12 protein-coding genes and 9 tRNA genes are annotated in these 13317 nt (G+C 45.4%); 18 read left to right on the forward strand and 3 right to left on the reverse strand.

What is annotated here, in order from left to right; translation table 11 throughout:
- Positions 1–81: 81 nt before the first annotated feature.
- From JNG37_RS06335 to recG, 10 genes are all read left to right on the forward strand, one after another.
- Positions 82–154: transfer RNA gene (locus JNG37_RS06335), tRNA-Val, on the forward strand.
- Between the two features lie 2 nt (positions 155–156).
- Positions 157–229: transfer RNA gene (locus tag JNG37_RS06340), tRNA-Asp, on the forward strand.
- Between the two features lie 87 nt (positions 230–316).
- A tRNA-Lys gene (locus JNG37_RS06345) sits at positions 317–389 on the forward strand.
- 3 nt (positions 390–392) lie between these two features.
- Positions 393–474: transfer RNA gene (locus tag JNG37_RS06350), tRNA-Leu, on the forward strand.
- Between the two features lie 16 nt (positions 475–490).
- Positions 491–563, forward strand: a tRNA-Thr gene (locus JNG37_RS06355).
- 13 nt (positions 564–576) lie between these two features.
- Positions 577–648, forward strand: a tRNA-Gly gene (locus JNG37_RS06360).
- Between the two features lie 7 nt (positions 649–655).
- Positions 656–739 (forward strand) — tRNA-Leu (locus JNG37_RS06365).
- Positions 740–745: 6 nt separating this feature from the next.
- Positions 746–819 (forward strand) — tRNA-Arg (locus JNG37_RS06370).
- Between the two features lie 48 nt (positions 820–867).
- Positions 868–941: transfer RNA gene (locus JNG37_RS06375), tRNA-Pro, on the forward strand.
- A gap of 83 nt (positions 942–1024) precedes the next feature.
- Entirely contained in the window at positions 1025–3040 is a 2016-nt protein-coding gene (gene recG / locus JNG37_RS06380; protein WP_187321632.1) for an ATP-dependent DNA helicase RecG, read from the forward strand.
- Positions 3041–3087: 47 nt separating this feature from the next.
- Here the strand turns inward: recG and JNG37_RS06385 are convergent, their stop codons facing one another.
- Entirely contained in the window at positions 3088–4047 is a 960-nt protein-coding gene (locus tag JNG37_RS06385; protein ID WP_158456891.1) for an asparaginase, read from the reverse strand.
- 72 nt (positions 4048–4119) lie between these two features.
- Between JNG37_RS06385 and JNG37_RS09895 the strand changes: the two genes are divergently transcribed.
- Both JNG37_RS09895 and JNG37_RS09900 read left to right on the forward strand, forming a co-directional pair.
- Positions 4120–4971 carry an HAD family hydrolase gene (locus tag JNG37_RS09895; protein ID WP_158456889.1) on the forward strand — a complete coding sequence of 284 codons (852 nt, stop codon included), beginning with the start codon at positions 4120–4122 and terminating at the stop codon, positions 4969–4971.
- A gap of 1 nt (position 4972) precedes the next feature.
- Positions 4973–5488, forward strand: coding sequence for a pyrophosphohydrolase domain-containing protein (locus tag JNG37_RS09900; protein ID WP_238336281.1), 516 nt, complete (start codon positions 4973–4975; stop codon positions 5486–5488).
- A gap of 14 nt (positions 5489–5502) precedes the next feature.
- On the opposite strand, the gene JNG37_RS06395 is transcribed toward JNG37_RS09900, so the two are convergent.
- On the reverse strand, positions 5503–5955 hold the full coding sequence (locus JNG37_RS06395) for a universal stress protein (protein ID WP_158456886.1): 453 nt from the start codon (positions 5953–5955) through the stop codon (positions 5503–5505).
- Positions 5956–6095: 140 nt separating this feature from the next.
- Between JNG37_RS06395 and JNG37_RS06400 the strand changes: the two genes are divergently transcribed.
- From JNG37_RS06400 to gatB, 6 genes are all read left to right on the forward strand, one after another.
- Positions 6096–7310 carry a pyridoxal phosphate-dependent aminotransferase gene (locus tag JNG37_RS06400; RefSeq protein WP_158456884.1) on the forward strand — a complete coding sequence of 405 codons (1215 nt, stop codon included), beginning with the start codon at positions 6096–6098 and terminating at the stop codon, positions 7308–7310.
- A 146-nt stretch (positions 7311–7456) separates the two neighbouring features.
- Positions 7457–8245 (forward strand): GTP-sensing pleiotropic transcriptional regulator CodY, encoded by a 789-nt coding sequence (gene codY / locus JNG37_RS06405; RefSeq protein ID WP_158456882.1) that lies wholly within the window; start codon positions 7457–7459, stop codon positions 8243–8245.
- 1 nt (position 8246) lies between these two features.
- Positions 8247–8798, forward strand: coding sequence for a cysteine hydrolase family protein (locus JNG37_RS06410; RefSeq protein WP_158456916.1), 552 nt, complete (start codon positions 8247–8249; stop codon positions 8796–8798).
- Between the two features lie 129 nt (positions 8799–8927).
- Complete coding sequence (gene gatC, locus JNG37_RS06415; protein ID WP_011921930.1) at positions 8928–9230, forward strand: Asp-tRNA(Asn)/Glu-tRNA(Gln) amidotransferase subunit GatC; 303 nt, start codon at positions 8928–8930, stop codon at positions 9228–9230.
- Positions 9230–10696, forward strand: coding sequence for an Asp-tRNA(Asn)/Glu-tRNA(Gln) amidotransferase subunit GatA (gene gatA / locus JNG37_RS06420; RefSeq protein WP_158456880.1), 1467 nt, complete (start codon positions 9230–9232; stop codon positions 10694–10696). The genes gatC and gatA overlap by 1 nt, the downstream gene beginning before the upstream one ends.
- Positions 10696–12135, forward strand: coding sequence for an Asp-tRNA(Asn)/Glu-tRNA(Gln) amidotransferase subunit GatB (gatB, locus tag JNG37_RS06425; RefSeq protein WP_158456878.1), 1440 nt, complete (start codon positions 10696–10698; stop codon positions 12133–12135). Before gatA ends, gatB begins: the two co-directional genes overlap by 1 nt.
- 56 nt (positions 12136–12191) lie before the next feature.
- Here the strand turns inward: gatB and JNG37_RS06430 are convergent, their stop codons facing one another.
- Positions 12192–13190, reverse strand: a complete 999-nt coding sequence (locus JNG37_RS06430; RefSeq protein ID WP_158456876.1) for a LacI family DNA-binding transcriptional regulator — start codon at positions 13188–13190, stop codon at positions 12192–12194.
- Positions 13191–13317 lie beyond the last annotated feature (127 nt).

Genomic DNA, 13317 nt, shown 5'->3' on the forward strand with positions numbered 1-13317 from the left:
CCGAACACAGCAGTTAAGCCCTAGAACGCCTGAAGTAGTTGGGGGTTGCCCCCTGTGAGATACGGTAGTCGCTTAGCGCAAGGGAGTTTAGCTCAGCTGGGAGAGCATCTGCCTTACAAGCAGAGGGTCAGCGGTTCGATCCCGTTAACTCCCATAGGTCCCGTAGTGTAGCGGTTATCACGTCGCCCTGTCACGGCGAAGATCGCGGGTTCGATTCCCGTCGGGACCGTTGAAACATCACAGTGTGATGTTTCAAGTAAGATAGATAAGGAAAGACGGGAGTCTTTCTACATAATAGTTAATTCTATAATTTAAAGACTCGTTAGCTCAGTTGGTAGAGCAATTGACTTTTAATCAATGGGTCGCTGGTTCGAGCCCAGCACGAGTCATATGCGGGTTTGGCGGAATTGGCAGACGCACCAGATTTAGGATCTGGCGCTTTCGGGCGTGGGGGTTCAAGTCCCTTAACCCGCATAGATAATAATAATAGGCCGGCTTAGCTCAGTTGGTAGAGCATCTGATTTGTAATCAGAGGGTCGCGTGTTCAAGTCATGTAGCCGGCATTAAGAAAAGATTGCGAACGTAGTTCAGTGGTAGAACACCACCTTGCCAAGGTGGGGGTCGCGGGTTCGAATCCCGTCGTTCGCTTTGAGAGGCCGGGGTGGCGGAACAGGCAGACGCACAGGACTTAAAATCCTGCGATGGCAACATCGTACCGGTTCGATTCCGGTCCTCGGCATGACGAGCACCCTTAGCTCAATTGGATAGAGTACCTGACTACGAATCAGGCGGTTAGAGGTTCGACTCCTCTAGGGTGCATCACTCGCTTAATGTAGAACATTAGGGGAGGTTTATTTTTAATGATATCGGGAAGTAGCTCAGCTTGGTAGAGTACTTGGTTTGGGACCAAGGTGTCGCAGGTTCGAATCCTGTCTTCCCGATGGAAGCAACTGTGAGTTGCTTTTTTTTGTTTTCTGGAGGCTTGGCCTTCTTTTTTCATATTATTTGATATAATAGTGTTATGATAAGTTTGAAAGATAGTCTTTTGGTCTTGCCTGGTGTTGGACCAAAGGCAGTTGAAAAATTTCAGAAGTTAGATTTGTATACGGTGGAAGACCTTGTTGTTTATTATCCATTTCGGTACGAAGATTTTGCTTCTAAGTCTTTTTTGGATTTGGTAGATGGTGAGAAGGCAGTTGTTGTTGGAACTGTTTCGACCCCTGCTAATGTACAGTATTATGGGTTCAAGCGCAATCGTCTGCGTTTTTCGATCAAGCAAGGTGAAGCAATTATTGCAGTTTCTTTTTTTAATCAGCCATATTTAGCAGATAAAGTTGAGGTTGGACAGGAAATTGCTATTTGGGGAAAATGGGATAAGGCGAAAGCTAGTTTGACTGGGATGAAAATTGTTGCCCAATCTTCGGAGGATTTACAGCCGATTTACCATGTGGCACAAGGGATATCTCAGGCTAATCTTGTGAAATTAGTCCAAGCCGCGGTCGATAGGGGATATTTTGATTTAATTGAGGAAAATTTGCCGGCTATCTTGTTGGAGAAATATCGCTTGTTACCTCGGAAACAGGCAGCCTTTGCTATGCATTTTCCTAGAGATTTGGAGGAATATAAGCAGGCTTTAAGGCGAGTAAAATTTGAGGAATTGTTTTATTTTCAGTTGAACTTGCAAGTTCTAAAGGTTGAAAATAAGGCGGAATCCAACGGCCTGGTCATTTCCTACCAGAGAAGTTTGATGGAGGAGAAAATTGCTGGTCTTCCTTTCGCATTGACGGAAGCACAGCAGTCTGCTTTGGATGAAATCTTGTGCGACATGTCCTCAGGCGGCCACATGAATCGTCTGTTACAGGGAGATGTGGGGTCTGGGAAGACTGTTGTTGCAGGTTTGGCCATGTATGCCGCCTATACGGCTGGTATGCAATCGGCCATCATGGTTCCTACGGAGATTCTGGCAGAACAACACTTCGAGAGTTTGCGTCAGCTTTTTCCTGACCTATCGATTGCCTTACTGACGGGAGGAATGAAGGCGGCATCGCGTCGGGCTGCCTTGGCGGCAATTGAGTCGGGTGAGGTCGATTTGATCGTGGGTACGCACGCCTTAATCCAGGAGGGAGTGGTCTATCATCAGTTGGGCTTAGTGGTGACGGATGAGCAGCATCGTTTCGGTGTCAAGCAGCGGCGGCTTTTGAGGGAGAAGGGAGCCAATCCTGATGTCTTGATGATGACGGCGACGCCGATTCCGCGGACTTTGGCTATTACGGCTTTTGGGGAAATGGATGTATCCATTATCAATCAGTTGCCAGCTGGTAGAAAGCCTATTGTCACGCGTTGGGTCAAGCACGAGCAGCTGCCAGTCGTTTTAGAATGGCTGGACAAGGAAGTGGCCAAAGGGGCTCAGGTTTATGTCATTTCGCCCTTGATTGAGGAGTCTGAAGCTTTGGATTTGAAAAATGCGGTGGATTTGAAGGAGGAATTGGTTGCCTACTTTGGTGAGAGAGCCAGTGTCGCCCTCTTGCATGGTCGGATGAAGAATGATGAGAAAGAAGCCATTATGCAGGAGTTTAAGGCTGGGAAGACGGATGTCTTGGTTTCTACGACGGTTATCGAGGTGGGAGTCAATGTTCCAAATGCGACGGTCATGATCATCATGGATGCGGATCGGTTTGGGCTCAGTCAGCTACACCAGCTTCGTGGTCGTGTTGGTCGTGGTAGTAAGCAATCCTACGCGGTCTTGGTTGCCAATCCTAAGACGGATTCTGGGAAGGACCGGATGAAGATTATGACGGAAACGACGGACGGTTTTGTGCTGGCTGAGGAGGACTTGAAAATGCGGGGGGCAGGTGAGATTTTCGGAACCCGTCAATCTGGTTTGCCTGAATTTCAAGTGGCCAATATTGTTGAAGATTACGCTATTTTGGAGGAAGCAAGGCGGGTAGCCAGCCAGATTGTGTCGGAGAAGGATTGGAAAAATAAGCCAGAATGGGCTATTTTAGCCAAGCATTTGCGTGAGAAAGAGAATTTGGATTAAGAAAAAGCTGGTCGTGATGGACCAGCTTATTTGTTAGGTATGTTTTATTAGCCCTGAATATAGTCGGCAAGTTCTTTTCCAGTTAGGCCGGCTTCTAGGGCAATGAGCAATTTAATTCGTGCTTTTTGGGCATTTAACTCTTTGACGAAGAGGATACCCTTGTTTTCCAAATCCACTCCGCCTCCTTGATAGGAATACACAGGTTCTGCAATGCCGTTAAAACAGCGGGAAACGAGGACAACTGGAATTCCCTTATCAAGCAGGTTGTCCAGGGCAGGTAGGACTGCTGGAGGCAGGTTGCCGGCTCCTAAGGCTTCAATCACAACACCGTCAATGTTTGTATGGGCCAGGGATTCTAGAAGAAGGGGGTCCATATCGGCATAGCTCTTGATGATTGGGACTAGGCCAGCTACGTGGTTTAAGTCAAAACGAACGCGAGGTTCTGCGGTTTTGAAGAAGAGAATTTCCCTCTTGGTGACAAGACCTAGTGGGCCATGGGTCGGAGTTTGAAAGGTGGAAACGTTGGTCGTATGAGTTTTAGTGACGTATTTTGCGGCATGGATTTCATCATTCATGACAACTAGAACACCCTTGTCAGCGGACTTGTCATCTGCTGCGACACGAAGGGCAGTGAGGTAGTTATAAACTCCGTCGCTGCCCAATTCGTTGGAAGACCGCATGGCTCCTGTCAAGACGATTGGCTTTTGAGGAATGGCCATTGTATCGAGGAAATAGGCGGTTTCTTCAAGGGTATCGGTACCATGTGTAATGACGAAGCCGTCAAATTGCTCGGCTTCCAGTTTGATTTTTTGGTAAAGGGCCATCATGGCTTCAAGAGTCATGTGTGGACTTGGAAGATTGAGAAAATCAACAGAAGTCACTTGGATATTGTCTAGTGGTGAAGTCACTTGGGTCATAGGATTGATTTGACTAGAAGAAACTTGTCCTTTCTCATCGGCCTGCATGGAAATGGTACCTCCTGTATGGAGGACGAGGATATTTTTCATATTCTTTCATATTCTTTCAAGATTGTGATATACTAATTGTAACATAAATGTCATGAAAGAAGGTGAGACGGTTTGGAGATTCGGGCAGTTTTTTTTGATATTGACGGGACCTTATTGACGGATAATCGTTCGGTCAGTCAGTCCACCATTTTTGCCATCAATCAGTTAAAGGAAGCTGGCATTTTAGTCGGTCTTGCCACTGGTCGCGATCCACGTTTTATCCTTCAATACATGGCTGCCCTTAGTTTAGACTTGGCGATTGCCTATAATGGTCAGTATATTTTTTCACGGGAAAAAGTCCTCTATGCTGATCCACTTCAGGTTGATGATGTCCGTTCTTTAATCCAGTATGCCAGACAAGAAAACAAGGATCTGTCCTTTGGAACAGCTTCTGGGGTGGCAGGAAGTGGCATCATGTCATTTGGTGGTGGTCACCTTGCTTATCGGATTTCCCGTATGATTCCGGAATCGTGGGCAGGATTGGTGAATTTTATTTTTAATCGTCTGATTAGACGCCTGCGTCCTCAGAAGGAGGCAAATGTGGAAGAAATTCTACAGCAGCCCATTTACCAACTCTTGTTGCTAGCTACAGAGAAGGAAACGACGAAACTTCAAGCTCGGTATCCTGGTTTAGAATTTACACGGTCTAGTCCCTATGCAGCAGATATTATCAATAAAGGTGGCTCTAAATTGCAAGGAATCCAGCGTCTTGCCAATCAATTTCAATTTGGTTTGGACCAGGTTATTGTATTTGGAGATTCCAATAATGATTTGGAAATGTTAGAAGGAGTTGAGCATTCTGTTGCGATGAAAAATGCGACACGGAAGGCTAAAAAAGCTGCATCTTTTGTGACAGACTCCAACAACAAAGATGGTATTTTCAAGGCTCTTGAGCGTTTTGGCTTGGTCAAGGAAAGGGGCTAGGATGAGAGAACAATCTGCATTTGAATCGGCACAGGCTTTTCATTTGAAAATGGATGGTTCCCTACCTGGTCATCCAACTGAGTTGAGTCCAGACCAGTCTCTATTTCGTATGGTATTCAAGTTAGAAGAGATGGTGGAGTACCTGCATGCGAGTTTTGACTCGGAAGAGGATTTTCAAGCTGGACTAGAGGAATTACGCGCTAGCTTGCATCTTGCAGAGCAAAAAGTGATGAAAAAAGGACCGGTCAAAAGAGACTGGGTTGGTCAAATTGATGCTCTTGTTGATTTGCTCTATTTTACATACGGCACCTTTGCTTTGATGGGCTTAGATCCAGCACCTTTTTTCCAAATTGTCCACGAAGCCAATATGGGAAAATTTTTTCCAGATGGTAAGGCTCACTACGATCCTAAGACTCATAAAATTCTTAAACCAGCCAACTGGGAGAAGGATTTTGCACCAGAAGGCCGATTAAAAATGGCTTTGGAAGCACAATGTCAGACAAGTAAAAAGGACTAGTCAGCTAGTCCTTTTTAAAATGTTTTGGTGCTATCCCGAACGATTAAGAGGTCCACGCAGGCATGCCGCATGATATACTCAGAGGAAGAACCGATGAGTAGTCTTTCAAAGGCGTTGAGACCGGTTGCTCCGAGTAAGATTAAATCGGCTTCGATTTGCTGTGGGATATCCGTTGCTAACATGGTTTTGGGATTTCCAAACTCGATAAGGATATCCACTTGTTCGAGTCCTTGTTCTTCAGCCGTTCGTTTATAAGTGATGAGTAGTTCTTTGGCCTCTCTTTCCAGTGATTCATAGACACTGGCATCGAAAGCCACAACATTGTGCAAGGCTCTTGTATCAATCACGTGAATGATGTAAAGACGCGCCTTGTTTCGCTTTGCAACATGGATGGCCTTATGTAGAGCTAGTTCAGCACCAGTAGAGCCATCAACAGCAACCATAATGGTTTGATAGGATTGTGACATAGGGAACACTCCTTTCCTACCGAAAAATTGAAGTATATGCTACACTTTTATTGTAAGCCTTTTCCTGGAAAAAGTAAAGTTTTCTTGTGATTTTTTTTGTTTTAGGCTAAAATATTATCAATAGAAAGACGAGGTGGCAGATGAGAAATTTTGAAAAGTCCATGAAATTAGAGCATGTGGCTTACGATATTCGTGGCCCAGTTCTAGAAGAAGCAATGCGCATGCGTGCTAATGGTGAGCAAATCCTGCGCTTGAATACAGGAAACCCAGCTGAGTTTGGCTTTACAGCTCCTGATGAGGTGATTCGTGATTTAATCCACAATGCCCGTAAGTCAGAAGGCTACTCCGATAGCAAGGGAATTTTTTCTGCCCGTAAGGCTGTTATGCAATACTGTCAGGTTAAGAATTTCCCAAATGTGGATATTGAAGATATCTATATTGGAAATGGTGTGAGTGAATTGATTACCATGTCCATGCAAGGATTGTTGGATAATGGTGATGAGGTCTTGGTTCCTATGCCAGACTATCCGCTTTGGACAGCTGCTGTCAGCTTGGCAGGTGGCAATGCGATTCACTATATTTGTGATGAAGAGGCAGACTGGTATCCGGATTTGGAGGACATGAAGTCCAAGATTTCTTCGCGTACCAAGGCTATTGTTTTGATCAATCCTAATAACCCAACTGGTGCCCTCTATCCAAAAGAAGTCTTGGAAGGGATTGTTGAACTGGCACGTCAGCATGAATTAATCATCTTCTCTGATGAAATTTATGACCGTATGGTTTTTGACGGTGCAGTTCATATTCCGATTGCAACTCTGGCACCTGACTTATTTGTCGTGACCATGAACGGTTTATCCAAATCCCACCGAATCTGTGGCTTCCGTGTGGGGTGGATGGTGCTGTCAGGTCCTAAAAAGCATGTTAAAGGCTACATTGAGGGACTAAATATGTTGTCCAATATGCGTCTGTGTTCAAACGTTTTGGCCCAGCAAGTTGTCCAGACCTCTTTGGGTGGGGTTCAATCGGTTGATAAATTACTCATGCCGGGTGGTCGTCTCTATGAACAAAGAGAGTTTATCACCAAGGCTATCAATGAAATTCCAGGCTTGTCAGCTGTCAAACCCAAGGCAGGTCTCTATGTCTTTCCAAAGATTGACCGAGACATGTACCGAGTGGATGATGATGAGCAGTTTGTCTTGGATTTCTTGAAGCAGGAGAAAGTTTTGCTGGTTCATGGTCGTGGTTTCAACTGGAAAGATCCGGATCATTTCCGAATTGTCTATCTACCACGTGTGGATGAGTTAGCAGAAATTCAGGAAAAAATGACACGATTTTTAGCACAATACAAACGATAAAAAGGCGAAAACGCCTTTTTTTTGACTTTGAAAAGGATATGAAAAATTGTACTTACTTTTCCAACAATAGCAAATTTTCTGATAATTATTGAAATATATCCTATAATTTGTTATACTGATAACAAGTACAGACAGAAGAGGAAACTATGACAACTTTATTAGAAAAAACGCGCGACATTACTTCGATTTTGAAGCGTTCGGAGGAGCAATTGGCAGAGGAACTACCTTACAATGCCATTGCTGAGCATTTATCGGACATTATTGACTGCAATGCTTGCATTATCAATAGTGAAGGAGAGGTCTTGGGCTATCACATGAACTACAAGACCAATAATGATCGGGTTGAGGAGTTTTTCCAAAACAAACAATTTCCTGAGGACTATGTTAAGGCAGTAGCTCAGGTTTATGATACCCAGGTCAACCTGCCTGTTGAAAGCGAATTGACAGCCATTCCGGTTGAGTCACGTGGCACTTATCCTAAGGGGTTGACGACCATTGCTCCAATCCATGTGACAGGGATTCGCTTTGGTAGTTTGATTATCTGGCGTAATGAGGAGCAATTCCACGAAGATGACTTGATTCTGGTTGAAATTGCCTCGACAGTTGTAGGCATCCAGTTGCTCAACTTCCAAAGAGAAGAAGATGAGAAAAATATTCGTCGCCGTGCAGCGGTCAATATGGCGGTTAACACCCTTTCTTATTCTGAAATGAAGGCTGTTGCTGCTATCTTGGGCGAGTTGAACGGTAATGAAGGGCAATTGACGGCTTCTGTTATTGCAGACCGTATCGGTATTACTCGATCGGTCATTGTTAATGCCCTCCGTAAGTTAGAAAGTGCGGGGATTATTGAAAGTCGTTCGCTTGGTATGAAAGGAACTTATTTGAAGGTCCTTATTCCAGCAATTTTTGATGAGATTAAGAAACGCGATTACTAAGATGACAAAAGCGCTGATTTCGATTGATTATACGGTGGATTTTGTGGCTGACCAGGGCAGATTAACCGCTGGAAAACCTGCTCAGGCTATTGCTGAGCGGATTGCTCAAGTGACCAAAGAAGCCTTTGAAAATGGGGACTATATCGTCTTTGCCATTGATGGCCATGAAGAGGGGGATGACCTGCATCCTGAAAGCAAGCTCTTTCCGCCTCACAATATCATGGGAACGCAGGGACGAGATTTGTATGGTCCCTTGGCGGATTTTTATCAAGCAAACAAGGACCATGCGCGAGTGCGTTGGATGGACAAGCGACACTATTCGGCCTTTTCTGGAACGGACTTGGATGTTCGCTTGAGAGAACGCCGGGTGGATACTGTAGTCTTGACAGGTGTCCTGTCTGATATCTGTGTCCTGCATACAGCAATTGATGCCTATAATAAGGGTTATCGGATTGAGGTTGTTGTCTCTGCCATTGCCGCATTGACGGAGGAGAGTCATCAGTTTGCTCTCAACCATCTGCGACATGTGCTAGGTGCGACGATTGTAGATTAGGGTTTAGGAACCAGTCGTTAGACTGGTTTTTTGCTGGAAAAGCTTCCATCTAAGGTTATTTCTACCTTTGTCTGGGGCTGGAAATATGGTATAATGAGAAGATAGATTTCCATTAGGAGGAAAGTAAGAATGAAGATTTCTGAAGCTGAAGTCCGTCACGTTGCCAAGCTGTCTAAGCTGGAATTTTCGGATCAAGAAACAGCGGAATTTGCGACAAGTTTGAGCAAGATTGTCGATATGGTTGAATTGCTCAATGAAGTAGATACGACAGGTGTTGCGGTAACGACCACTATGGCTGACCGTAAGAATGTCTTGCGAGCAGATATTGCCCAAAAAGGTGAGAGCCGTGAGGAACTTTTCAAAAATGTGCCTGAATCACAAGATAACTTTATCAAGGTACCTGCTATTCTAGACGGGGGAGGAGATGCCTAATGACGTTTAACAATAAAACTATTGATGAATTGCATGATCTCCTTGTCAAAAAGGAGATTTCTGCGGTGGAGTTGACCAAGGCAACTTTGGAAGACATTAAGAGCCGTGAGGGAGCTGTGGATGCTTTCTTGACTATCACAGAAGATGCGGCCTTGGCGCAGGCTGCGGCCCTTGATGAAAAAGGGATTGATGCGGACAATGTTATGGCAGGGATTCCTTTGGCAGTTAAGGACAATATCTCAACCAAGGGGATTTTGACCACGGCAGCTTCAAAAATGCTCTATAACTACGAGCCGATTTTCGATGCGACATCGATTGCTCAGGCCTATGCAAAGGATATGATTATTGTTGGTAAGACCAACATGGACGAGTTTGCCATGGGGGGCTCCAATGAAAATTCGGCCTTCAAACCAACCAAAAATGCTTGGGATCAGACCAAAGTTCCTGGTGGTTCATCAGGTGGTTCGGCTTCGGCTGTTGCTGCAGGTCAGGTCCGTTTGTCACTTGGTTCTGATACAGGTGGTTCTATTCGCCAACCAGCAGCCTTTAATGGTATCGTCGGTATGAAGCCGACCTATGGAACGGTGTCACGTTTTGGTTTGATTGCCTTTGGTTCATCTCTTGACCAGATTGGTCCATTTTCACAGACGGTTAAGGAAAATGCCCAGTTGCTCAATGTCATCTCTGGTCATGATGTCAAGGACGCTACATCAACGATCAATGAAATTGCTGACTTCACCAGCAAGATTGGTCAGGACATCAAGGGTATGAAGATTGCTCTGCCAAAAGAATACATGGGAGAAGGGATCGATCCGCAGGTCAAGGAAACCATTCTCAAGGCAGCTAAGCACTTGGAAAGCCTGGGAGCGATTATCGAGGAAGTTAGCCTGCCACATTCTAAGTATGGGGTTGCTGTTTACTACATCATCGCTTCGTCAGAAGCTTCTTCTAACTTGCAACGTTTTGACGGTATCCGTTATGGTTTCCGGGCAGAAGATGCGACCAATTTGGATGAGATTTACGTGAAGACCCGTAGCCAAGGTTTTGGCGAGGAAGTCAAACGCCGTATCATGCTTGGAACCTTCAGCCTGTCATCTGGTTACTACGATGCCTACTTCAAGAAGGCTGGTCAGGTGCGGACCTTGATTATCCAGGATTTTGAAAAAGTCTTTGCGGACTATGATTTGATTTTGGGGCCGACAGCTCCGACAGTTGCCTTTGGTTTGGATACGCTCAACCATGATCCTGTCGCTATGTACTTGGCGGATTTGTTAACAATTCCTGTAAACTTGGCAGGTCTCCCTGGTATTTCTATTCCTGCTGGTTTTGTGGAAGGTTTGCCAGTCGGTTTGCAGTTGATTGGTCCAAAATACTCAGAAGAGACCATTTACCAAGTGGCTGCTGCCTTTGAAGCGACAACAGACTACCACAAGCAACAACCAGTGATTTTTGGAGGTGCTAACTAATGAACTTTGAAACGATTATTGGTCTAGAAGTCCATGTGGAGTTGAATACCAACTCGAAAATTTTCTCACCTTCATCTGCTCATTTTGGTGAGGATCCAAATGCTAATACCAACGTGATTGACTGGTCTTTCCCAGGTGTCCTTCCTGTCCTTAATAAGGGTGTTGTGGATGCTGGTATCAAGGCTGCCTTGGCCTTGAACATGGACATTCACAAGGACATGCACTTTGACCGTAAGAACTATTTCTATCCTGATAACCCTAAGGCCTATCAGATTTCCCAGTTTGACGAGCCGATTGGCTACAATGGTTGGATTGAGATTGAGCTAGAAGACGGTACGACTAAGAAAATTCGTATCGAGCGTGCGCATTTGGAAGAGGATGCAGGTAAGAATACTCACGGGACAGATGGTTATTCTTATGTGGACCTCAACCGTCAGGGTGTTCCTTTGATTGAGATTGTATCAGAAGCAGATATGCGTTCTCCTGAAGAGGCCTATGCCTACTTGACAGCCCTCAAGGAAATCATCCAATACACTGGTATTTCAGATGTGAAGATGGAAGAGGGTTCTATGCGCGTGGATGCCAACATTTCCCTTCGTCCCTATGGTCAAGAAAAATTTGGTACCAAGACTGAGTTGAAAAATCTCAACTCCTTCAACTATGTTCGTAAGGGCTTGCAGCATGAAGTAGAACGTCAGGCAAAAATCTTGCGTTCAGGTGGTCAAATCCAGCAGGAAACACGTCGTTACGATGAGTCTACTGGTGAAACCATTCTCATGCGTGTCAAAGAAGGGTCAGCTGACTACCGTTACTTCCCAGAGCCAGACCTACCGCTCTATGAGATTGATGATAGTTGGATTGAGGAAGTGCGTGCAGAATTGCCAGTCTTTCCAAAGGCTCGCCGTGCTCACTATGTGGAAAACTTGGGCTTGACCGCCTACGATGCTGGTCAATTGACGTCTACCAAGGCTCTGTCTGACTTCTTTGAAGCAGCAGTAGCAGCAGGTGGTGATGCTAAGCAGGTGTCTAACTGGTTGCAAGGAGACGTTGCCCAATTCCTTAATACTGATCAGAAGACGATTGAACAAATCTTATTGACACCTGAAAGTCTGGTGGAAATGATTGGCTTGATTGCGGACGGAACCATCTCGTCTAAGATTGCCAAGCAAGTCGTTGTCCACTTGGCTAAAAACGGTGGCTCTGCTAAGGCTTATGTTGAGAAAGCTGGTTTGGTACAGATTTCAGATCCTGCGGTCTTGATTCCGATTATCCATCAAGTCTTTGAAGATAATGAAGCGGCAGTGGCTGACTTCAAGTCTGGCAAACGCAATGCGGACAAGGCCTTCACAGGTTACCTGATGAAAGCAACAAAAGGACAAGCCAACCCACAAGTTGCACAGCAACTCTTGGCACAAGAATTAGCTAAGTTGTTGGATTAAATTGAATAGAAGAAACCGAGAATTCATTGTGAACTCTCGGTTTTTCTTTTGCACTTTTAATAAGAACTCTCCCGAATGACCAGTTGGGTACCCAGCTTGATTTTGCGGGGGTGGTGGAGCTGCGGACTCGCAATCACACGGTCCAGCAGCTGCATGGCTTCCTGTCCCATTTCTTCGGTATAGACACTGATAGAAGATAGGGCTGGGTAGACTTGGCGCGTGATGGCTGTATCGTTAAAGGTGATGAGTTGGACCCGCTCTGGCACAGCGATTTGGTGCTCTTGAAGGGCTCTAAGGGCACCGACAGCTAGAGTGTCGTTTGCCATGAAGAAGGCTGGGGGCAGCTGGTCACCCAGGTTGGTAATAGCCTGGCTCATCAGCTCATAGCCCGACTGGGTGGAGAACTTTCCTTGGTAGATGTAGTCTTCTTGGAGCATGCCCAAGGAGTCTAGATAGGTCCGAAAGGCAGTTAGGCGGGGGTCTGTTGGCAGTTGGTGTCCGTCTGTGGTTTCTTCCTGTCCGACTAGGAGTCCAATATCTGTCAGACCTTGTGAACGGAAGTGGTCGATAACTGTCTGAACAGAGTGTTCAAAGTCAGTTGTGACGCAGGAGAATCCTTCGGTCAGTGTATCAGAATCTACAAAGATCAGCTTGGGAGACAAGTTGGTCAGCTCTGCTATTTGCCCGGAAGAAAATTTACCAACCGCGATGATGCCGTCCAATCCTTGAAGGAGGGGATTGGCCAGGTCGTTGAAGGAGCGGACGATTTGGTAGCCCAAGAGGCTAGCGGCTTGCTCGATGCTAGCTCGGATAGAGTAGTAGTAGAGGTCGGCTAGCTCTTCGCTCTCGGTGTACCACTGAACAATACCGATGGTACCCTTGGGTTGTGGGGCTTGCTTTTTCAAATGCTTGGTGTATCCTAGTTCTTTTGCAGCAGCCAAAATGCGGTCGCGGGTTTCTTGGCTGACCGAGAGAGTCAGGTCTCCGTTTAGAACGCGTGATACGGCTGCTGCAGAAAGCTGGACCTTGTTTGCGATATCCTTAATGGTAACCATCAGTTTTTCCTCCGTATGAATCTAGTCTTAGTATAGCATAAATGGCTTGATTAGTAAATATTTAGTAAAACTATTGACTTTTTAAAATTGGAGTTGTACAATAAAAGAAAACGATTACAAAATCAAG

The sequence above is a fragment of the Streptococcus suis genome, assembly GCF_016775005.1.
Taxonomy (GTDB): domain Bacteria; phylum Bacillota; class Bacilli; order Lactobacillales; family Streptococcaceae; genus Streptococcus; species Streptococcus suivaginalis.

What these genes read in the sequence shown, in the direction of transcription:
- JNG37_RS06385 (WP_158456891.1), bottom strand. Translation starts at nt 4,047, where the DNA reads ATGAAAAATATCCTCGTCCTCCATACAGGAGGTACCATTTCCATGCAG.
- JNG37_RS09900 (WP_238336281.1), top strand. Translation starts at nt 4,973, where the DNA reads ATGAGAGAACAATCTGCATTTGAATCGGCACAGGCTTTTCATTTGAAA.
- JNG37_RS06395 (WP_158456886.1), bottom strand. Translation starts at nt 5,955, where the DNA reads ATGTCACAATCCTATCAAACCATTATGGTTGCTGTTGATGGCTCTACT.
- JNG37_RS06400 (WP_158456884.1), top strand. Translation starts at nt 6,096, where the DNA reads ATGAGAAATTTTGAAAAGTCCATGAAATTAGAGCATGTGGCTTACGAT.
- codY (WP_158456882.1), top strand. Translation starts at nt 7,457, where the DNA reads ATGACAACTTTATTAGAAAAAACGCGCGACATTACTTCGATTTTGAAG.
- JNG37_RS06410 (WP_158456916.1), top strand. Translation starts at nt 8,247, where the DNA reads ATGACAAAAGCGCTGATTTCGATTGATTATACGGTGGATTTTGTGGCT.
- gatC (WP_011921930.1), top strand. Translation starts at nt 8,928, where the DNA reads ATGAAGATTTCTGAAGCTGAAGTCCGTCACGTTGCCAAGCTGTCTAAG.
- gatA (WP_158456880.1), top strand. Translation starts at nt 9,230, where the DNA reads ATGACGTTTAACAATAAAACTATTGATGAATTGCATGATCTCCTTGTC.
- gatB (WP_158456878.1), top strand. Translation starts at nt 10,696, where the DNA reads ATGAACTTTGAAACGATTATTGGTCTAGAAGTCCATGTGGAGTTGAAT.
- JNG37_RS06430 (WP_158456876.1), bottom strand. Translation starts at nt 13,190, where the DNA reads ATGGTTACCATTAAGGATATCGCAAACAAGGTCCAGCTTTCTGCAGCA.